Source organism: Erwinia magellanica, assembly GCF_039023495.1.
Lineage (GTDB): Bacteria > Pseudomonadota > Gammaproteobacteria > Enterobacterales > Enterobacteriaceae > Erwinia.
On sequence record NZ_JBCHVC010000002.1, the window covers coordinates 547,266 to 567,790 of the forward strand.

General features: G+C 55.3%; 19 protein-coding genes and 1 riboswitch. Of the genes, 13 read left to right on the forward strand and 6 right to left on the reverse strand.

Annotated features, from left to right (window positions below; genetic code table 11):
* The first annotated feature begins 65 nt into the window (after nucleotides 1–65).
* The 4 genes from bioB to bioD are packed head-to-tail and all read left to right on the forward strand — an operon-like array spanning nucleotide 66 to nucleotide 3,658.
* Nucleotides 66–1,097 carry a biotin synthase BioB gene (gene bioB / locus AAH450_RS09890; protein ID WP_342910056.1) on the forward strand — a complete coding sequence of 344 codons (1,032 nt, stop codon included), beginning with the start codon at nucleotides 66–68 and terminating at the stop codon, nucleotides 1,095–1,097.
* Nucleotides 1,098–2,249 (forward strand): 8-amino-7-oxononanoate synthase, encoded by a 1,152-nt coding sequence (bioF, locus tag AAH450_RS09895; protein WP_342910057.1) that lies wholly within the window; start codon nucleotides 1,098–1,100, stop codon nucleotides 2,247–2,249.
* Nucleotides 2,233–2,991: a malonyl-ACP O-methyltransferase BioC gene (gene bioC, locus AAH450_RS09900; protein WP_342910381.1), complete on the forward strand. Its 759-nt coding sequence runs from the start codon at nucleotides 2,233–2,235 to the stop codon at nucleotides 2,989–2,991. Before bioF ends, bioC begins: the two co-directional genes overlap by 17 nt.
* Complete coding sequence (gene bioD / locus AAH450_RS09905) at nucleotides 2,984–3,658, forward strand: dethiobiotin synthase (RefSeq protein WP_342910058.1); 675 nt, start codon at nucleotides 2,984–2,986, stop codon at nucleotides 3,656–3,658. Before bioC ends, bioD begins: the two co-directional genes overlap by 8 nt.
* A 58-nt stretch (nucleotides 3,659–3,716) precedes the next feature.
* Here bioD and AAH450_RS09910 read toward each other — a convergent pair whose 3' ends face one another.
* Complete coding sequence (locus AAH450_RS09910; protein ID WP_342910059.1) at nucleotides 3,717–4,436, reverse strand: ABC transporter ATP-binding protein; 720 nt, start codon at nucleotides 4,434–4,436, stop codon at nucleotides 3,717–3,719.
* Between the two features lie 911 nt (nucleotides 4,437–5,347).
* On the opposite strand from AAH450_RS09910, the gene uvrB reads away from it, so the two are divergent.
* Entirely contained in the window at nucleotides 5,348–7,372 is a 2,025-nt protein-coding gene (uvrB, locus tag AAH450_RS09915) for an excinuclease ABC subunit UvrB (RefSeq protein ID WP_318792262.1), read from the forward strand.
* Nucleotides 7,373–7,475: 103 nt separating this feature from the next.
* On the opposite strand, the gene AAH450_RS09920 is transcribed toward uvrB, so the two are convergent.
* Entirely contained in the window at nucleotides 7,476–8,390 is a 915-nt protein-coding gene (locus AAH450_RS09920; RefSeq protein ID WP_342910060.1) for a gluconeogenesis factor YvcK family protein, read from the reverse strand.
* A gap of 179 nt (nucleotides 8,391–8,569) precedes the next feature.
* Nucleotides 8,570–8,700: riboswitch (molybdenum cofactor riboswitch) on the forward strand.
* On the opposite strand from AAH450_RS09920, the gene moaA reads away from it, so the two are divergent.
* The 6 genes from moaA to AAH450_RS09950 all read left to right on the forward strand — a co-directional run bounded on the left by moaA (nucleotide 8,687) and on the right by AAH450_RS09950 (nucleotide 12,569).
* A complete protein-coding gene (gene moaA, locus AAH450_RS09925; protein WP_342910382.1) occupies nucleotides 8,687–9,676 on the forward strand; it encodes a GTP 3',8-cyclase MoaA in 990 nt (329 codons plus the stop codon). Its footprint overlaps the riboswitch before it by 14 nt.
* A 16-nt stretch (nucleotides 9,677–9,692) precedes the next feature.
* Complete coding sequence (moaB, locus tag AAH450_RS09930; protein WP_342910061.1) at nucleotides 9,693–10,208, forward strand: molybdenum cofactor biosynthesis protein B; 516 nt, start codon at nucleotides 9,693–9,695, stop codon at nucleotides 10,206–10,208.
* 3 nt (nucleotides 10,209–10,211) lie between these two features.
* The gene (gene moaC / locus AAH450_RS09935; protein WP_342910062.1) at nucleotides 10,212–10,697 is read left to right on the forward strand and encodes a cyclic pyranopterin monophosphate synthase MoaC; all 486 of its coding nucleotides are present in this window, start codon (nucleotides 10,212–10,214) and stop codon (nucleotides 10,695–10,697) included.
* Nucleotides 10,690–10,935: a molybdopterin synthase sulfur carrier subunit gene (gene moaD / locus AAH450_RS09940; protein WP_342910063.1), complete on the forward strand. Its 246-nt coding sequence runs from the start codon at nucleotides 10,690–10,692 to the stop codon at nucleotides 10,933–10,935. Before moaC ends, moaD begins: the two co-directional genes overlap by 8 nt.
* A 1-nt stretch (nucleotide 10,936) precedes the next feature.
* Entirely contained in the window at nucleotides 10,937–11,389 is a 453-nt protein-coding gene (gene moaE, locus AAH450_RS09945) for a molybdopterin synthase catalytic subunit MoaE (protein WP_342910064.1), read from the forward strand.
* Nucleotides 11,390–11,516: 127 nt separating this feature from the next.
* Nucleotides 11,517–12,569 carry a DUF1615 domain-containing protein gene (locus AAH450_RS09950; protein ID WP_463322726.1) on the forward strand — a complete coding sequence of 351 codons (1,053 nt, stop codon included), beginning with the start codon at nucleotides 11,517–11,519 and terminating at the stop codon, nucleotides 12,567–12,569.
* Between the two features lie 1,369 nt (nucleotides 12,570–13,938).
* Here AAH450_RS09950 and AAH450_RS09955 read toward each other — a convergent pair.
* Entirely contained in the window at nucleotides 13,939–15,882 is a 1,944-nt protein-coding gene (locus tag AAH450_RS09955) for a methyl-accepting chemotaxis protein (RefSeq protein ID WP_342910066.1), read from the reverse strand.
* A 272-nt stretch (nucleotides 15,883–16,154) separates the two neighbouring features.
* Between AAH450_RS09955 and AAH450_RS09960 the strand changes: the two genes are divergently transcribed.
* Entirely contained in the window at nucleotides 16,155–16,865 is a 711-nt protein-coding gene (locus AAH450_RS09960) for a Bax inhibitor-1/YccA family protein (RefSeq protein WP_342910067.1), read from the forward strand.
* A 109-nt stretch (nucleotides 16,866–16,974) separates the two neighbouring features.
* Here the strand turns inward: AAH450_RS09960 and AAH450_RS09965 are convergent, their stop codons facing one another.
* From AAH450_RS09965 to AAH450_RS09975, 3 genes are read right to left on the reverse strand one after another with little or no spacing between them, the layout of a single operon-like run.
* Nucleotides 16,975–17,940, reverse strand: coding sequence for a lysylphosphatidylglycerol synthase domain-containing protein (locus tag AAH450_RS09965; RefSeq protein ID WP_342910068.1), 966 nt, complete (start codon nucleotides 17,938–17,940; stop codon nucleotides 16,975–16,977).
* Complete coding sequence (clsB, locus tag AAH450_RS09970; RefSeq protein ID WP_342910069.1) at nucleotides 17,940–19,184, reverse strand: cardiolipin synthase ClsB; 1,245 nt, start codon at nucleotides 19,182–19,184, stop codon at nucleotides 17,940–17,942. Before clsB ends, AAH450_RS09965 begins: the two co-directional genes overlap by 1 nt.
* A complete protein-coding gene (locus tag AAH450_RS09975) occupies nucleotides 19,181–19,942 on the reverse strand; it encodes an endonuclease/exonuclease/phosphatase family protein (RefSeq protein WP_342910070.1) in 762 nt (253 codons plus the stop codon). The genes clsB and AAH450_RS09975 overlap by 4 nt, the downstream gene beginning before the upstream one ends.
* Before the next feature lie 182 nt (nucleotides 19,943–20,124).
* On the opposite strand from AAH450_RS09975, the gene AAH450_RS09980 reads away from it, so the two are divergent.
* Entirely contained in the window at nucleotides 20,125–20,514 is a 390-nt protein-coding gene (locus AAH450_RS09980) for a YbhQ family protein (protein WP_342910071.1), read from the forward strand.
* The last annotated feature ends 11 nt before the right edge of the window (nucleotides 20,515–20,525 follow it).

Genomic DNA, 20,525 nt, shown 5'->3' on the forward strand with positions numbered 1-20,525 from the left:
AAAAATTAGTTTACAAGTATAACCAGGCAGAGCCGGATCACCACAGCATTTTTTTGGAGCAAGCAATGGCAACTCGTTGGACTATTTCTCAGGCGCAGGCCCTTTTTGATAAGCCGTTTTTAGAGCTGATGTTTGAAGCGCAGCAGGTTCACCGCCAACATTTTGATCCCCGTCAGGTGCAGGTCAGCACGCTGCTCTCGATCAAAACCGGCGCCTGCCCGGAAGACTGCAAATATTGCCCGCAGAGTTCACGCTACAAAACCGGGCTGGCTTCCGAGCGGCTGATGGAAGTCGAGGAGGTGCTGAGTTCGGCACGCAAGGCTAAAGCCGCAGGTTCAGATCGCTTCTGCATGGGTGCGGCCTGGAAAAACCCGCACGAGCGCGATATGCCGTACCTGGAGCAGATGGTAAAAGGGGTGCGTGAAATGGGGCTGGAAACCTGCATGACGCTGGGGACGCTCAGCGACGATCAGGCCCAGCGTCTGGCGCATGCCGGGCTGGATTACTACAACCATAACCTCGACACCTCCCCGGAATTTTACGGCAACATCATTACCACCCGTAGCTACCAGGAGCGCCTGGATACGCTGGGAAAAGTGCGCGATGCCGGGATCAAAGTCTGTTCAGGGGGCATTGTTGGCCTGGGCGAGAGCGTTAACGATCGCGCCGGGCTGCTGGTCCAGCTGGCTAACCTTCCTGTGCCGCCGGAGAGTGTGCCGATCAACATGTTAGTTAAGGTCAAAGGCACGCCGCTGGCCGATAACGATGATGTCGATCCGTTCGACTTTATCCGCACCATCGCCGTGGCGCGCATCATGATGCCTTCCTCGCACGTCCGTCTCTCTGCCGGACGCGAACAGATGAGTGAGCAGACGCAGGCGATGTGCTTTATGGCCGGCGCCAACTCGATCTTCTACGGCTGCAAGCTGCTGACCACGCCAAATCCGGAAGAAGACAAAGACTTGCAGCTCTTCCGCAAACTGGGACTGAACCCGCGCCATACCACCACCGAGGCGGGTGATAACGAGCAGCAGCAGGCGCTGGCCGGTCAGTTACTGAATGCCGATACCGAACAATTCTACAACGCGGCTCTGTGAATGAGCTGGCAGCAAAGACTGAGCCTGGCGCTGGATGCGCGCCGGGAAAAAGGGCAGTTTCGCCAACGCAGAGTGAATCAGCAAAGCGATGCGCGAACGCTGCAAATCGACGGTAAGCGCTATCTTAACTTCTCCGCCAATGATTATCTTGGACTGAGCCATTATCCCGCCATCAAACACGCCTGGCAGCAGGGCGCTGAATGTTATGGGGTGGGCGCGGGCGGTTCAGGGCATGTGACCGGCTATCATGCCGTTCAGGCGGAGTTTGAACAGCGGCTGGCTGCATGGCTCGGCTATTCCCGTGCGCTGCTGTTTATCTCCGGTTTTGCGGCAAATCAGGCGGTTATTGCGGCGATGTTGAGCAAAAAGGATCGTATTTTTGCCGATAAGCTTGCCCATGCCTCCCTGCTTGAAGCCGCTTCGCTAAGCCCCGCCACGCTGCGTCGTTTTACCCACAATCAGCCCGCCTCGTTAAGCAAGCTGCTGGAAAGCGGGACGGAAGGGGAAACCCTGATAGTGACAGAGGGAGTCTTCAGCATGGACGGTGACAGCGCGCCGCTGGCGGAGCTGCACAGGCTCTCTGAGCGCCACGGCAGCTGGCTGATGGTGGATGATGCGCACGGCATCGGCACCGTCGGCGAGCAGGGGCGCGGTAGCTGCTGGCAGCAACAGGTAAAACCTGAGCTGTTGGTGGTGACCTTTGGCAAAGCGTTCGGCCTGAGCGGTGCGGCCGTTCTTTGCGATGACGATACGGCAGATTATCTGTTGCAGTTTGCCCGCCATCTGATCTACAGCACCGCCATGCCTCCCGCCCAGGTTTGCGCGCTTCACGCCTCGCTGACCGCTGTTCAGCAGGGTGATGAACTACGTCTGCGTCTGCATCACAACATTGCGCTTTTCCGTAAGGGAGCCACCGAGCGCGGGCTTGCTTTGCTGCCTTCCTGCACGGCTATCCAGCCGATGATTGTGGGCGATGAATATCAGGCGCTGGCGCTGGCAGAAACGCTTCGTCAGCAGGGCTGTTGGGTCACTGCTATTCGTCCGCCTACCGTTCCTCCCGGCACCGCCAGGCTGCGCATCACGCTCAGCGCTGCACATCAGCCGGAAGATATAGAGCGCCTGCTGGAGGGACTACATCATGCAAAGGGTTAACAAACAGGCGGTGGCCAGGGCGTTTGGCCGCGCCGCACACACCTATAACCAGCATGCTGAATTGCAGCGTCTTTGCGGAGAGAAGCTGGCTGGCTTCGCCCGTAAACAGCAGGGGCAGCGCGTACTTGATGCCGGATCGGGTCCTGGCTGGTTCAGTAAGCGCTGGCGCGAGGCGGGCAATGCGGTCACAGCCCTTGATTTATCAGCAGAAATGCTGGAACAGGCGCGCTCACTGCACACGGCGGATTGCTATCAGAGAGGGGATATTGAAGCGCTGCCGTTCACTGCCCCTGAGTTTGATCTCTGCTGGAGCAATCTGGCGGTGCAATGGTGCAGTGATTTACGGCTGGCCCTGACGGAGCTTTACCGGGTGACGCTTCCCGGCGGTCAGGTGCTGTTTTCAACGCTGTCGGCTGGCTCTTTAAGCGAGCTGACAACAGCCTGGCAACCGCTGGATCTCGCGGCGCCTGTTAATCACTTTCTGCCGGTTGAAGCTATTGCGCTGGCCGGAGACAAGCTGCCGCTGAGGCTGAAGCAAGAGACCCTGACTCTGGCCTTTGCCGATGTGCTCAGCGCCCTGCGTTCGCTTAAGGGGATTGGTGCCACGCATCTGCATGGCGGCAGGCGTGAAGGCGGCCTGAGCAGAGGGCATTTTCAACAGCTTGAGCAGAGCTGGCCGCGCGACAGCCGGGGCTATCTGCTCAGCTATCACCTGGTGTATGGAGTAATGGATCGTGAGTGAACGCTGGTTTATCACCGGAACGGATACGGAAGTGGGCAAGACGGTAGCCAGTACCGCACTGCTCCAGGCTGCCAGAGCGGCTGGTTTTTGTAGCGTGGGCTACAAACCGGTGGCGTCAGGCTGTGACGTTACGCCGGAAGGCTTGCGTAACAGCGATGCGCTGGCGCTGCAAAAAAACAGCGTGCCGGCGCTACCTTATGACCTCATCAACCCGCTGGCTTTTGAAGAGCCTACCTCGCCGCATATTGTCAGTGAAGAAGAGGGCAGACCCATCACCTTTGAACGTCTCTCGGCTGGTCTGGCCGCCATAACACAACAGGCAGACTGGGTGCTTACTGAAGGCGCCGGAGGCTGGTTCACACCGCTCTCTGCCACCACGACGTTTGCCGACTGGGTGCAGCAGGAACAGCTGCCGGTGGTGCTGGTGGTTGGGGTGAAGTTAGGCTGTATCAATCATGCCCTGTTAACGGCACAGGCGATACAAGCCAGTGGCCTGCGTCTGGCAGGCTGGATAGCCAATGGGATCCAGCCTGCGGGAAAACGGCACCAGGAGTATCTGGCGACGTTAAAACAGCGTTTACCTGCGCCGCTGCTGGGAGAGATCCCCTGGCTGACTCACGCCGATGAGTTTGATCATCTGGGGCACTATCTGCGTTTACCGCAGTAATTACCGTTCAGCCATGCTGATTCCGGGGAGACAGCCCCGGAATCGCTCATTCTGACTATCAGGATACCCTAAGCCAGGTGTTTACCATGCTCTCATTCAGCTGAGCGACTTTGCCATGGGCCACATTGCGCCCGCGATGCAACAGCAAAAAGTAATCCGCGACCTTGCGGATAAAAGAGATACGCTGTTCAAGCAGCAAAATCGTCAGCCCGAAATCATGGTTCAGCCGGTGGATCAGGTTGCCCATCTCCTCTTCCAGCCACGGCGACATGCCCTCGGTTGGCTCATCCAGAATCAACAGCTTCGGCTGTAACACCAGCGCCCTGGCAAGTGCTAACTGCTGCTGCTGGTCCATCTGTAGCTCCCCGCTGCGCTGATGTCGCAAAGAGTAGAGCGCCGGAAACAGGTCATACACCATTTGCGGAATCGCTTTGTGGCACGCCAGTCCGGCACCGGCCAGCAAGGCGATCTGTAAATTCTCCTCCACGCTGAGCTGGGAGAAGATTTGCCGCCCCTGCGGCACGTAGCCAATGCCCAGCGCGGCGCGCTGTTCCATTGGTTGCAGCAGCAGATCCTTGGGAGGAAGATTCGCCTCCTGCCAGATCATCGACCCGCTGTTAATGGGCAGATGACCCATGATGCAGTTGACCAGCGTGGTTTTCCCCATGCCAGGCCGCCCCAGAACCCCGGTACAGGTGCCGGGGGCTAGATCCAGATCAACATCCCACAAGATGTGATTCTGACCATAAAATTGGTTGATTGAACGTAAGCTGAGCATCTGACACTCTCCTCCAGACAGTTTTCGATCGCACCTGGTTGCATCCGCTCTGCGTCGTGTGGCAAACAGTCGTCAACGTTTCCAGCGAAACGCCTGCGGCTTCGGGCTTCTCGCTCTGGTGTTAAGAAAGCGTGAGGCGGTTACCGTGGATCTTGCAATTGACAGGCCAACCTGGCTTAAAGCGGGGAAAACAGCAGGGAAGCTGATAATCAGCGCCCGTGATTGGTAATAAACGTTAAATAATTGCTCCAGGTAATATTCTGCTGCACTCACTCGGTGCTGAGTAAGAATCATTCCTGGTGCAACCGCCTGTCTCAGAGGCTATCGGGGGCTGTCATCAAAGTGAAAAAATCGCTGAGAAAAGGGTGGCGGCAATCAGGGATCTATGCTCTTGGCTGGCCCCAATCCTGAAGCCACAGGCGAAAATAATGCAAAAAAAATATTTGTGGGGGCCGCGGCAGGGAGGTAACGATTTATACACAGCAGACGGGGCGGGCGCTGAAATCAGTTATCCACCATTCCTGTGGATAACCATGTGCATGAACGTCTGAAAACTTACGCCAGGCGAGAGCGGGCGCGGGTTGAGCACGAAGTGATGCGAAACTCGTCTTTGGGGATAAAACAAGTGAAATCAATCAGTTATTTAAAATCAAGCCGCATAAACTCCGCCGATATAATGGCGCCTGCATTTTGTCAGTGAAGCTTGACAATTGTTAAAGTTACTACCCTCTTGGGGATAACCCTGCCAGGCTGTAGCAGAAGTAACGCTGGGCTATACCCTGACGGCACCGCTGCTCCACTCGCTTCTTCATCTTGCAAAATAACTGTGATTATATCCAGTCTTTTTTGCTGGTAAAATCGGTGTGGCAGAGTAAAATTAGGTTTGCACTTCATCACCAGGTAGCCATTCAATGAGCAAAGTCTTTAAACTCAACTCCGATTTCAAACCCGCTGGCGACCAGCCCGAGGCGATCCGTCGCCTGGAAGAGGGGCTGGAAGATGGGCTGGCGCATCAGACGCTGCTCGGGGTAACCGGCTCCGGAAAAACCTTTACCGTCGCCAACGTGATAGCCGATCTCAATCGTCCAACCATGGTGCTGGCGCCCAACAAAACGCTGGCCGCGCAGCTCTACGGCGAGATGAAAGAGTTCTTCCCGGACAACGCGGTGGAATATTTCGTCTCCTATTACGATTACTATCAGCCTGAAGCCTACGTACCCAGCTCAGATACTTTTATCGAGAAAGATGCCTCAGTAAATGAGCATATTGAGCAGATGCGTCTCTCCGCCACCAAAGCGCTGCTGGAAAGGCGGGATGTGATTGTGGTGGCGTCAGTCTCGGCCATTTATGGTCTGGGCGATCCCGATCTCTATCTGAAAATGATGCTGCACCTGACCAGGGGCATGGTTATCGACCAGCGCGCTATCCTTCGCAGGCTCTCGGAGTTGCAGTACACCCGCAACGATCAGGCATTTCAGCGCGGCACCTTCCGCGTGCGCGGTGAGGTCATTGATATCTTCCCGGCAGAGTCAGATGACTATGCGCTGCGCGTGGAGCTGTTTGATGAAGAGGTGGAGCGGCTGTCGATTTTTGACCCGTTAACCGGGCAGATTAGCTCTGTGATTCCGCGTTACACCATCTATCCCAAAACCCACTACGTTACGCCGCGTGAGCGTATTCTCCAGGCGATGGAAGAGATCAAGGTGGAACTGGCCGATCGGCGTAAAACCTTACTGGAGAATAATAAACTGCTGGAAGAGCAGCGCATTTCCCAGCGCACCCAGTTTGATCTGGAGATGATGAATGAGCTGGGTTACTGCTCGGGCATTGAAAACTACTCGCGCTATCTTTCCGGCCGAGGGCCGGGCGAAGCGCCGCCTACGCTCTTCGATTATCTGCCCGCAGATGGCCTGCTGGTGATTGACGAATCTCACGTTACTATCCCGCAAATTGGCGGCATGTACCGCGGTGACCGCGCGCGTAAAGAGACGCTGGTAGAGTATGGTTTCCGCCTGCCCTCGGCGCTGGACAACCGTCCGATGAAGTTTGAGGAGTTTGAAGGACTGGCACCGCAAACCATTTATGTCTCCGCCACGCCGGGCAACTACGAGCTGGAGAAGTCGGGCGGTGAGGTGATCGATCAGGTCGTCCGTCCTACCGGCCTGCTTGATCCGCTGATTGAAGTGCGCCCGGTGGGGACGCAGGTCGACGATCTGCTGTCGGAGATCCGTAAGCGTGTCGCCATCAACGAGCGCGTGCTGGTGACGGTGCTGACCAAGCGAATGGCAGAAGATCTCACCGAGTATCTGGAAGAGCATGGTGAGCGGGTACGTTACCTGCACTCTGACATTGATACCGTGGAGCGCGTCGAAATCATCCGTGACCTGCGTCTGGGGAAATTTGATGTGCTGGTAGGGATCAACCTGTTACGGGAAGGGCTGGATATGCCAGAAGTCTCGCTGGTTGCCATCCTGGATGCCGACAAAGAGGGCTTCCTGCGTTCAGAACGCTCGTTGATCCAGACTATCGGACGCGCGGCGCGTAACCTTAACGGTAAGGCAATCCTCTACGGTGATAAAATTACCCCCTCTATGGCGCGGGCCATCAGTGAAACCGAGCGCCGTCGTGAGAAGCAGCAGATCTATAACGAGGAGAACGGCATTGTACCGCAGGGCCTGAACAAGAAAATTGCCGATATTCTTGAGCTGGGGCAGGGGATCAACAAGAACAAAACCAAAGGTCGCGGCAAGTCGCAACGCGCTATTGTGGAAGATGACACCCCTTACCTGGATCTCTCGCCGAAAGGGCTACAGAAGAAAATCCACGAGCTGGAGGCGCGGATGCAGGAGCATGCGCAGAACCTGGAGTTTGAAGAAGCGGCTAACGTGCGTGACCAGCTTCATCAGGTACGCGAGCTGTTTATCGCCGCTTCTTAAAAGAGGCGTGGGGGGTAAAGCATCCTCAGAGCAGGAGTGGGCGGCAGCTGTTCCGCCCCGGAGGATTATCTGAAGTTGCGCAGCGGGGGCGAGGGTAACGCCTTCAGGCGGACTTAATCGCCTGAATCGCATGTTCAATGGCAATATGTAGCAGCTGGCGGTCGTGGCGATATTTAATATCCGCGGCTTCCAGCGGTTCCTGAATAACCACTCTGTCGGTTACCTTACGGGTATCGACAGCGGGGCCAACCACCACGGCATCAATCACCTTTTTGCCGATATATTTTTCCATCATCGTCAGTTTCCCTTCCAGCGTCAGCTGCGCCGTCGCCGGACTCAGCTCCCGGCCCAGGTTGCCAATAAACACCATGGTGGCTGGCGTGCGGCGCAGCGCCTGCGCCATATCAGGCATCAGCAGCACCGGCATCAGGCTGGTGTAGAAACTGCCGGGGCCAATCAGAATTAAATCTGCTTCTGCCACCGCTTCAATGGCTTCCCTGGTTGCGCTGACGAGAGGGGAAAGCATCAGCTCCTGCGGCGGCTGCTGCATCTGATCGATAGCGGTTTCGCCATAAACATGGTTGCCTTCACTGTCGACAGCCACCAGATCCACTGGCTGCTCTGACATCGGGATCAGGAAGGCGTCCACTTTAAGCAGATTACGGATCAGATTGATCGCTTCAAAAGGGCGAACGCTGAGATGATCCAGCGCTTTTAGCATCAGGTTTCCCAGATTATGACCCGCCAGTTCGCCGTTGCCGCTGAAGCGATATTCAAACATGGCGGAGGCCACGCTGGGTTCGGCAATCAGCTGATTGAGGCAGTTGCGCATATCACCCCAGGCGATCCCCCCTTCAGAGCGACGAATGCGCCCGGTAGATCCACCGTTATCTGTAGTGGTGACAATACCAGTCAGCCGGGATCCTAACGGAGAAAGCGCAGACATCACGCGGCCCAGGCCGTGTCCGCCGCCCAATGCCACTACCCTGTCGAGATCGGCTAACGTGCGATTACGCATAAAATTCCTTGGCTTAAGTTTGTTTGAGGCGAGACGTAACGCGCTGATAAGGCTATTTTAGCGTAATGTGTGACTAAAATACGGCAAAATACGTTATATATCCAAATACATAGCGAAACTCTCTTCTGGCATCCCTCACACAATAGCGCTAGAATTTTCACACCAAGGTTTGCCGATGTGCGGTAAATCACACTTAGCCTCTACGCCTACGTCATCGGATATGGAGTATTGGCCGCAACCACGCGTTGCCAGGGTGCAGAAAGAAATGCCTGCATCTCCCGTTTTGGAAAGGTGTTCTGGTGTCACAATTTACTGATAACTTCGATCGCAAGTTCTATTACCTGCGTCTGTCGATCACAGACGTCTGCAATTTTCGTTGCAACTACTGTCTGCCTGATGGCTATAAACCCCAGGGCACCAGCAATAAAAGCTTCCTTTCGCTGGATGAGATCCGGCGCGTTACCCGTGCCTTCGCCGCTGCGGGGACGGAAAAAGTGCGTCTGACGGGCGGAGAACCCTCCCTGCGCCGGGATTTCACCGAAATCATCGCTGCCGTGCGCGAAAACAGCGCTATTCGCCAGCTGGCGGTGACGACCAATGGCTACCGTCTGGCCCGCGACGTGGCGCAGTGGCGCGATGCCGGTCTTACCGCGCTGAACGTCAGCATCGACAGTCTGGACGCCCGTCAGTTTCATGCCATCACCGGTCAGGATAAATTCCACCAGGTGATGAGCGGCATTGATGCAGCATTTGAAGCCGGTTTCAGCAAAGTGAAAGTGAATACTGTGCTGATGCGCGACATCAACCATAACAGCCTTCAGACCTTCCTTACGTGGATCCGCACCCGGCCCATTCAGCTACGTTTTATCGAGTTGATGGAGACAGGCGACGGCGGCAATCTGTTCCGCAAACATCATGTCTCTGGCGAAGTGATCCGCGACCAGCTGATTATGCAGGGCTGGATCCGTCAGCCAGGGGAGCGCAGCGCGGGGCCTGCTCAGGTGTTCCGTCACCCTGATTATCAGGGCGAGATTGGCCTGATCATGCCTTACGAAAAAGATTTCTGCGCTACCTGTAACCGGCTGCGGGTCTCTGCTACCGGCAAGCTGCATCTCTGCCTGTTCGGCGATGGCGGGGTTTCCCTGCGTGATCTGCTGCAAAATGATGGGCAGCAGGCCGAATTGCAGGAAAGGATTGCCGCCAGCCTTCGTACCAAAAAGCAGACGCATTTCCTGCATCAGGGCAATACCGGCATCACGCAGAATCTCTCTTATATCGGCGGTTAACATTAAGGACGTGAACATGGCTAAACCTTCGGCTGAATTTATGCCGCTTAACGTGGCAGTACTGACCGTTTCTGACAGCCGCGATGCTGCCAGCGACAGTTCTGGCGACTATCTGCGCGAGGCGCTGACGGAAGCGGGGCATCAGGTGCTGGACCATGCGCTGGTGAAAGACGATCGCTATCGCATCCGGGCCGTTGTCTCCAGCTGGATTGCCAGCAGCGATGTGCAGGTGGTGCTGGTCAACGGCGGGACAGGATTTAACAGTAAAAACAGCACGCCTGAAGCGCTGCTGCCGCTGTTCGACCGCGAAATTGAAGGGTTCGGCGAATTGTTCCGCATGATCTCCTATGAAGATATCGGCTCCTCCACGCTTCAGAGCCGTGCCGTGGCGGGCATCGCTAATCAGACGGTGATTTTTGCGGTGCCGGGTTCTACCGGTGCCTGCCAGCTTGCCTGGGAGCGGATTATTCAGGATCAGCTCGATGCCCGTACCCGTCCCTGTCATTTTGTTTCACACGTGAAGAAGCCCTGATTTATGTCTCAGTTAACCCATATTAATGCCTCTGGCGAGGCGCACATGGTGGATGTTTCTGCCAAGAGCGAAACCGTACGTGAAGCGCGCGCCGAAGCGTTTGTCAAAATGCATCCCGACACGCTGAAAATGATTATCGACGGCAGCCACCACAAAGGAGATGTGTTTGCCACCGCGCGCATCGCCGGCATTCAGGCTGCCAAGCGAACCTGGGAGCTGATCCCGCTTTGCCATCCTCTGTTGCTCAGCAAGGTGGAGGTGACGCTGTTTGCCGATGAGGCTAACAGTCAGGTGCGTATTGAGTCGCTCTGCCGACTGACAGGCAAAACGGGCGTGGAGATGGAAGCGCTGACGGCGGCTTCCGTGGCGGCGCTGACCATCTACGATATGTGTAAAGCGGTGCAGAAAGATATCAGCATTGAGCAGTGTCGTTTGCTCAGCAAAAGCGGCGGCAAGTCGGGTGATTTCCAGGCGGTTCCCCATGATTAATGTGCTGTTTTTTGCTCAGGTACGTGAGCTGGTAGGAACCGGAAGCATGACCATGACGCAGGATTACGCCACGGTAGAAGCCCTGCGTGCGGCGCTGGCTGCCAAAGGCGACCGCTGGGCGCTGGCGCTGGAGTCCGGGAAAATCCTTGCTGCGGTGAATCAAACGCTGGTTTCGCCGCAGCATGTGCTGAAAGCGGGTGACGAAGTCGCCTTCTTCCCACCGGTAACCGGAGGCTGAGATGGAGACGAGGATCAGGGTTGGGGCGGCACCCTTTGATATGGGCGAAGAGTATCGCTGGCTGGCGGCCTGTGATGAAGATGGTGCCGTAGTGACCTTTACCGGGAAAGTGCGAAATCACAACCTGGGGGATAACGTGTCGGCGCTGACGCTGGAACACTATCCGGGCATGACTGAAAAAGCGCTGGCAGAGATTGTCGCCGAAGCGCGTGGCCGTTGGCCAATGCAGCGTGTCACGGTTATCCATCGCATCGGCGAGTTATTCCCCGGCGATGAGATCGTGATGGTGGGTGTTAGCGGGGCGCACCGGGCAGGCGCGTTTGCCGCTGCTGAATTCATTATGGATTACCTGAAAACCCGCGCACCGTTCTGGAAACGGGAAGCGACGCCGGAGGGTGACCGTTGGGTGGAGTCCCGTGACAGCGACCATCACTCTGCCGCACGCTGGAAGTAGCGCCATGGAGGATTCAGGAGCCGATGTGATAGCTTCCTGCCGTTGCGCTCTGTACCCTGAGGGGATTAGCCGTTGAAAAACAAGGAAAGTAATGAGTTATCCTAAACGCCTTTCCCTGCTGGCCCTGATGGTGCTGGCAGGCTGTACCAGCCAGCCGAAAAAAAACCTTCCCGAACGCCGTCCGGCAGATGTTAAAGCTCAGATAGCGCAACTGCTGCCTGCTAAGGTGAGCGACCGTCAGGGATGGAGTAACGATATTTTTGCTGCGTTTAACGGTCAGGGGCTGGATCCCAGCGTCTCTAATCTCTGCTCGGTGATTGCGGTTACCGATCAGGAATCCACTTTCAACGCGGATGCAACCGTGCCTGGTCTGCCCAAAATTGCCTGGGGCGAAATAGACCGCCGTGCCGCAAAGCTACATATTCCCTCTTTTGTGGTTCGCACGGCGCTGATGATCAACTCCCCCAACGGCAAAAGTTATGCCTCAAGACTGGATAACGTGCGCAGCGAGAAGGAGCTGAGCGCGATATTTGACGATTTTATTAATATGGTGCCGATGGGGCAGACGCTGTTTGGCAATCTCAACCCTGTCCATACCGGTGGGCCGATGCAGGTCAGCATTGCGTTTGCTGAAGCCCATGCCAAAGGCTATCCCTGGCCTGTAGATGGCTCTGTTCGCCGTGAGGTGTTTACCCGTCGCGGTGGCGTCTGGTTTGGAACGATGCATCTGCTGGGCTATCCGGCAAATTACAGCCGACAAATTTACCGGTTTGCCGATTTCAATGCAGGCTGGTATGCCAGCCGTAATGCGGCGTTTCAGGCGGCGGTATCCCGGCTGAGCGGCATTAAGTTAGCGCTTGATGGCGATTTAATCCTTTACGGTTCTGACCAGGCTGGCTCTACAGAACTCGCCGTTCGGACGCTAAAATCACGTCTGGATATGAGCGATCGGGCTATCCGCAATGCGCTGGAGAAGGGCGAAAGTATAGAGTTTGAAAAAACGGATTTATGGCAGCAGGTCTTTGCCCTGGCCGATAAAAATGCCAGAGGGCGGCAGCCGCGAGAGATGCTGCCTGGCATCAAGCTTGAAAGCCCGAAAATCACCCGTAACCTGACCACCGCCTGGTTTGCCCAACGCGTGGACGGACGCTACCAGAGCTGTCTGGCGCGCGGGAAATAGTTCTGCGGAAGCGGCAGCTGTAATGATTGTCGCATCCCTGCGGTATACACTCGGCAAACATGCTCCGTGGTGCCATCCATTGAATTCGGGGTTGCTGGGGAGTCTGGTGTTCAAACAGGTCAAAACCGGGCGCGGTGGAAAGGCGTCACCACGGAGCACGTAATCCGGGACGTCGCAGTGCGAAATGTTAACTTTGATATGTTGCGCGGCATTAGCGCAAACCTGGCTGCCGCATCCCTGCGGCAGACACCCGGCTAATGTGCTCCGTGGTGCCACCCGTTAAATTCAGTGCTGTTGGTGGGCCTGGCGTTCACACAGGTCAAAACCGGATCGGTGCAAAGGCGTCACCCCGGAGTGCCTTATCCGAGACGCCGCAGTGCGAAATGTTAACTTTGTTATATTGCGCGGCATTAGCGCAAGCCTGGCTGCCGCATCCCTGCGGCATACACTCGGCTAATGCACTCCGGGGCGCCACCCATTGAATTCGGTGTTGTTGGTAAGTTTGGCGTTCACACAGGTCAAAACCAGATTTGATGCGGGAACTGGACCTGGAAGTTGGTTTTGATTTTCTGTAACAGACAACACCAATGCTGTGGGGAAGGGAGAGGGGACTGATAAGCAAAAGCTAAGCGGCATGGACGCCGCTTCGCAGCCCCCAGGGAGGGGTTCACGGCGTTTTTGTGTTCAGCCCCCTCTCCCTGACCTGGCTGCTGGCCCCTCAGACGACATGCTTTTTAAGTCAGCATCCTGTTCTGTCTGATTTGGCCACCACTCCCCAGGCAACGTGCCCTTCGGCTTCTACTGACCAGAACACTGAACCCCAGACAACCTGCCCTCAACCCAATACCTTTTTCACACAGGTCAAAACCGGCTGCGGTGCAAAGGCGTCACCATAGAGCACGTTATCCGAGACGCCGTAGTGCTAAATGTTAACTTTGATATGTTGCGCGGCATTAGCGCAAGCCTGGATGCCGCATCCCTGCGGCATACACTCGGCTAACGTGCTCTATGGCGCCACCCAGAACATGCGGTGTTGTCTTTGATTTCAATGTTCACACAGGTCAAAACCAAATTTGATGCAGGATTTGGATTTGGTTTGTTTTTCTATAACAGGCAACACCGATGCTGTGGGGAAGGGAGAGGGGGCTGATAAGCAAAAGCTAAGCGGCATGGACGCCGCTTCGCAGCCCCCAGGGAGGGGTTCACGGCGTTTTTGTGTTCAGTCCCCTCTCCCTGACCAGGCTGTTGGCCCTTCAGACGATATGTTTTTTAAGTCAGCATTCTGCTCTTCCTGACCAGGCCACCTGGCTTTCAGGCAACATGCCCTGGGATCAGGCAGCGCGGCTTTAACCACGCTGCCTCAGGCAACTTATGCCGCATCCAGTCGGAAGATCTGTACCGTCTGCGCCAGCTGTTTCGCCTGCTCTTCCAGTGAAGAGGCCGCCGCGGACATCTGCTGTACCAGCGCGGAGTTCTGCTGAGTTGCGCCATCCATCTGATTAACCGCCACCGTCACCTGCCCGATTCCCTGCGACTGCTCGTCAGAGGCATGAACAATCTCGCCAATAATGGTTTTCACTGAATTCACCGCAGCGGTCATCTCCTGCATGGTTCTGCCTGCATCCTGTACCAGCGATACACCATGATTGACCCGCTGTGTGGACTCGCCAATCAATGCAGAGATGTCTTTAACCGCGTTGGCGCTTCGCTGCGCCAGACTGCGCACTTCAGCCGCAACCACGGCAAAACCGCGACCCTGTTCACCCGCGCGGGCTGCTTCAACGGCGGCGTTCAGCGCCAGAATGTTTGTCTGGAAAGCGATGCCGTTAATGATGCTGGTGATAGCACCAATTTTGCGGGAACTCTCGTCGATCTGCTGCATAATTTGCACAACTTGCTGAACGAGAAGCTCGCCGCGCTGAGCAATATCCGTGGCATTCTCGGTCAGCGACGTAGCATGGTGCGCATTGTCGGCATTAAGTTTCACCGTAGCGGTCAGCTGCTCCATGCTCGCCGCCGTCTCTTCCAGCGCCGCCGCCTGCTGCTCTGTACGGGAAGCAAGGTCAAGGTTACCGGATGCAATCTCTTCCGCGCCCTGACGAACAGAGTCGCTGGCGGAAATAATCTCTCCCACCATGGTCCTTAATTGCTGCTGCATGGTTTGCATGGCAAAGAAAATACTCTGACGATCGCGCGCGGCTACCGGGATCTCAGCACTGAGGTCGCCTTCTGCCACGCCCAGCGCTATCGCTGCCGCCTGAGAGGGTTCGCCGCCAATGGGTTTCGATATCTTGCGGCTGAAGATCAGCCCCAGTACGGAGCAGACAATCACTATGCTCAGGATCATCATGATCAGGGCGTGCATCAGCTGACGATTCGCTTCCGCCATTACCGCGCCGACCGGAGTGACAATGCCCAGATACCAAGGCAGATTGCTGGTGCCGACGGTAATAGGGCGCCAGATTTCCAGCACATCTTCTCCCAGCGTGGTGTCAAAATGCTCCTTTACCTGCTGAGAAAACTTATCTGTCTCGCCTTTATAGGGCTTACCGGCCATCGCTTTATCCGGACTGGAAACCACCAGACCCTTATTGGAAAGCAGCACGGCATAACCTAAACCTTCCCAGGGCTTAATCGCACCCACGGTTTTCTGTAAGGTAGCCAGGGAAATATCAGAAGTGATCACCGCTTTAAGCTTGTCATCATCAATCACCACCGCCGCAACCGAAGTCAGCAACGTATCGACGCCGTTGTAGGCATAGCTGTAAGGCTCGGTGAGAACATCTTTTTTCAACTTCTGCGGGATTAAATAGTAATCGCCCTGGCCCGGCTGGAAGATGGAGTCCAGATTGTGCAGAGTAAAGTGGCCAGAAGCGTCCTGATCGACAAAGCGCGCAAAACGTCCTTTCGGTGGCGAGTCTGGCTGTTGGGCAAACTCAGCATCACGGCCATCAAACGCATTTTCTTCGAAAATCACCGACATCGACATATAGTCCGGATTCTGCTTCAGAGAGTACTTCATTAACTCTTCAGCAACCTTACGGTCGGTGATGCCCGTAGCGGGCAGGGCGATCAGACTCTGGCCCAGATTTCGTGCCACCGTGCGGGCATATTCAAGCTCTTTCTGCACGCTCAGAGCGTTACTTTCCGCAATCTGCCCCAGGTAATCCTCAGCCAGTTTGCGCTGCTGCTGGCTTGACTGCCAGCTGAGTAAGCCAATGGTGATGGTAAAGCCAAGGGTGATGGTCAGAGCGCCGGCAACCAGCATCAGCGTGCGGGTGCTCATTTTGCGTTTGACGGTGGTTTTGTGCATAAAGATTCCCCGGTGTAAGAGATGGCGCGTAATTAACTTCCTGTCAGGTAATCTCCTTGTGATCACTTTATCGGCAAGATGTGAACAAGCTTTAAGCATCCATGCAATAATCACACAACAAAATTACCTCAGCAGCTGAAGGGGAAAGGAAAAGTCATAAGGGGGGCTGGCTTAATTTGCCAGGACTGTGCCAGACTTAAGGGCGACCCCGACAATGGCCCTTGCGCGAGTTTGCGGGATCACTTTGCTAATTTATGAATCAGGAGAGCATCATGGATCGATATCCACGTTCCAACAGTTCTATGGTTTCGCAGGCTAACACCGGTTTGCAGACTTATATGGCACAGGTTTATGGCTGGATGACGTGCGGTCTGTTGCTGACCGCGTTTGTTTCATGGTTTGCGGCGAACACGCCTGCGGTCATGGAGCTGGTCTTCGCCAATCGCATCACCTTCTTTGGTCTGATTATTGTGCAGTTAGGGCTGGTATTTGTGCTTTCCGGAATGGTGCATAAGCTTAGCGGGACGGCAGCGACAGCGCTGTTTATGCTCTATTCGGCGCTAACCGGCCTTACCCTGGCAAGTATTTTCCTTGTTTATACCTACTCCTCTATCGCCAGCACTTTTGTCGTAACCGGCGGGATGTTTGGCATCATGAGTTTCTGGGGTTACACCACAAAACGCGACCTCAGCAAAATGGGTAGCTTGCTGTTTATGGGGCTGATTGGGATTGTGCTGGCTTCTCTGGTCAATATCTGGCTGAAAAGCACCGCGTTGATGTGGGCCGTGACCTATATCGGTGTGGTGGTGTTTGTTGGGCTGACCGCTTATGACACGCAGAAGCTGAAGAATATCGGTGAGGGGATTAATGTCGAAGACAAAGAGAACCTGCGTCGTTACTCTATTATGGGCGCTTTAACGCTCTACCTGGACTTTATCAACCTCTTCCTGATGCTGCTGCGTATCTTCGGCAACCGCCGCTAGCTCTACAGTGTCACTGCTCAGCCCGGACGGCTCTGCTCCGTCCGGGCTACACTTCCACTATTCACTCTGCCGGTTAATTCCCACACTTCCACCTGGCGCTAACCCTGCATCACGACTTCTGCATATCCTGCTCGTTCTTCTGCCGCAGCGTTTTTGCTCGTCCTTCCAGCCACAGATAGAGCACCAGTGCCAGCAGCAGCGGAGCAATAAAGTAGAGCACACGATAGGCCAACAGCGCCGCGATAATAGAGCCGTGAGTGAGATGTTCGCCGCCCAGCAGCGCCAGAAATACCGCTTCCAGCACCCCAATGCCCGCCGGGATATGGATAATGACCCCGGCAATGCTGCTGATCAACAGTACGCCCAGCACCTGCGGATAATCGACTCTCTGCGCCAGCAGCAGCCAGATAATGGCACCCATCACCAGCCAGTTTGCGCTGGAAACGGCAAACTGAAGCATGGCCATACGAAATGATGGCAGCGCCAGCTTGTGCCCTTTTACCGTCCAGCGACGACGCTTTGAGAAGGCGCAAAGCGCAAGATAAACCACAACAAAGGCCAGGAGCGCCACACCGATAGTTCGTAACGTCCCTTCACCAATAAACCAGCCGGAAGGAATGGGCACCATTCCTGTACTGAAGACCACGCCCGCCACCAGCACATAACCCAGCCAGTTGGTGGCGATGCTCAACGAAAAGATACGGGTAATGGTGCTGCTTTCCAGTCCCAGCCTGGAGTAAAGGCGATAGCGCATCGCCACGCCGCCAACCCAGGTACTCAGCGTCAGATTAAAGGCATAACAGATAAACGACACCAGCATCACCTGGCGCTTTTGCAGCTTGTGGCCGCAGTACGCCTGACCTATCAGATCGTAGAGGCCATAGGTCAGATAACTCACCACTACCAGCGCCACGGAGCTAAAAATAGCGACGCGGTTGTAATTGGTTATCACTTCAATGACATCGTGCCAGTTAACCTTACGGGCATAGACAACCAGCAATACAATAACGGCGATAAAGAACAGCCAGGTGAGGATCTTCTTCACCCACTTCCAACGGGATTGCGCAGCAGACATCAGGGTTTTACTCGCTCTTTATCAGGCTCAACACGATCCTGGGTTTCCAGCTCAGGCTGAACAGGAGAAGGGATTTGTGCCAGCTTCGGCGTATGGGCCGGCAGCCAGCCAGCGATAGCCGGGAAATGACGCAGAAAGTGGAAGACCACCACGCTTTTCCCCAGCTGCCACCAGTTCTGGCGGGGGAGCTGGCTCTCCTCAACGCGTTTACAATCTTCTTGCAGCAGGCGGTTTAGTTTACTGCGGACTATTTCGTTAAAGGTCCGGTCGTGAACGATCAGATTCGCTTCCAGATTCAGTGACAGACTCAGTGGGTCCAGATTACTGGAGCCAACGGTTGCCCAGTAATCGTCCTGAATGGCGATCTTGGCATGCAGCGGACGGCGGATATATTCATAAATCTCCACACCGCCGCCCACCAGATAGTTATAGAGCAGCTCGGCGCCGACTTTCACTATCGGCATATCGGGTTCTCCCTGCACAATCAGTTTGACCGAGACGCCTCTTTGCGCCGCGCTGCGCATCTCCCGCAGCAGCTTATAGCCGGGGAAGAAGTAAGCGTTTGCAATGATCACTTCCTTTTTGGCGTTGTGCAGCATGTCGATATAGTGCTGCTCAATATCGTCCCGGTGCTCATCGTTATCACGCCAGACAAACAGAATTTGCGCCTCGCCCGGCATAGCATTTTTGGCCGGGCGATGTGAACGGCCACCCCACCAGCGGCGGGTAACCTGTTCGCTGTTCAGCGCCTGCTGCACGTAGGAGGTGATGTCATCTACAATCGGGCCTTTCACCTCTACGGCATAATCCTGCTTCGCTTCTGCACCATAGCTGGAATTGTGCTCGGCGGAGTAGTTGATGCCGCCAACAAAGGCTATTTCGCCGTCGCACACCACAATTTTACGATGCAGACGGCGGAAAATGTTAGTACGCATACCCAACACCAGAGGACGGGGATCGTAATAAATAAACCGCACCCCCGCCGAGGTCAGGGCGGTAACAAATTCATCGGAAAGGCCGTTAGAGCCATACCCATCCAGCAGCATCTCTACCTTAACCCCGCGTTTTGCCGCTTCCAGCAGCACCGCATGCAGCTCATTTCCTACTTCATCTTCAAAGAGGATAAAGGTTTCCAGCAGCACGAACTCCCGCGCACGGCGGATAGCTTCAAATACGCGTGGGAAGTACTCTTCGCCGTTTTCCAGCAGGCGCAGGCGATTACCATCGCGCCACTCCATATTCATAGGTGAATCTCCACAGCCAGAGGGGCGTGATCGGAAAGATGTGACCAGGGCCGTAGCGGAATAGTCTGTGGATGACTGATCCCGGCATTACGGACATAGATCCTGTCGAGTCTCAGCAGCGGGAAGCGGGCAGGGAAAGTACGCGCCGGGCGTCCATTTTTTCCGCTGAAAACCTCTTCCATGGCTGCCCCTTTTTTCAAAATAGCATTGGCTTTTTGCTGCCAGTCGTTGAAATCCCCCGCGACCACTACCGGCGCGCCTTTTGGCAGGCCATTAACCAGATCGCACAGCAGGTTTAGCTGCGCATGCCGGTGCGCATTGCGCAGTCCCAGATGCACGCAGATAGCGTGTAATGGCTCTGCCTGGTCAGGGATTTGCACCTGACAATGCAGCAGCCCGCGCTTTTCTGTCCCCTCTACAGAAATATCGCGGTTTTCAAACGCCACGATCGGAAAGCGAGACAGAATGGCATTGCCATGGTGCCCTTCGGGATAGATGGCATTTCGCCCATAGGCAAAATCGTTCCACATGGTATCGGCCAAAAATTCGTAATGAGGTGTGTCAGGCCAGTTCTCAACCTCCAGTTGATTAACGGCGTGGGTACCCATCACCTCTTGTAAAAAGACAATATCCGCCGCCGTTGCTCTGACGGCTTCACGCAATTCAGGCAGGATAAAACGGCGGTTGAAAGCAGCGAAACCCTTGTGCGTATTGATTGTCAGGACTTTTAATGAAAATCCCTGCGCATTTTGTGGCATACTGTGCATGCTCTCCTTTTCATTTGTTGAAGAGTAAAGTGTAGTCTTTGTCACAAAAGAGTGCCCTGAAACGGCGTTCTTTGCGGCATTATCCGAAAACTAAGTTAGTCTGAGGACATTCGTTATCACTTACTGTGTTAACAAGGCTGGGCGACCTCTGTTAGGTCTGCCAGGAGAATACAATGAAATGGTCTAACCGTATTCAGATTGTCACTGGACAAACCTGTGTACATATCACGCTGCACCTCCTGCTGATTGCCGGACTGGTGTGGGGATGGAAGCATCAGGCACTGTTGCAGGTCAGCACGGTCTTACTGGCGATGTATGCCAGCGTGTTTACCGCCATGCTGTTGACTCAGCGGCTGCCACGGTTGCGCCGGGTTGGGGACTTCCTTGAGGATGTGACCACCACCTACTATTTTGGCGCGGCGATGCTGGTGTTATTTATGCTCTCCCGCGTGCTCCACAACAACCTGCTGTTAGGGTGTGTTGGAGTGCTGATGCTGACCGGACCCTGTGTGGTCTCTCTGCTGGCTAAAGAGCCTGTTCACGCTCGCCAGCGTCACCGCTAAGCACAGCAGGC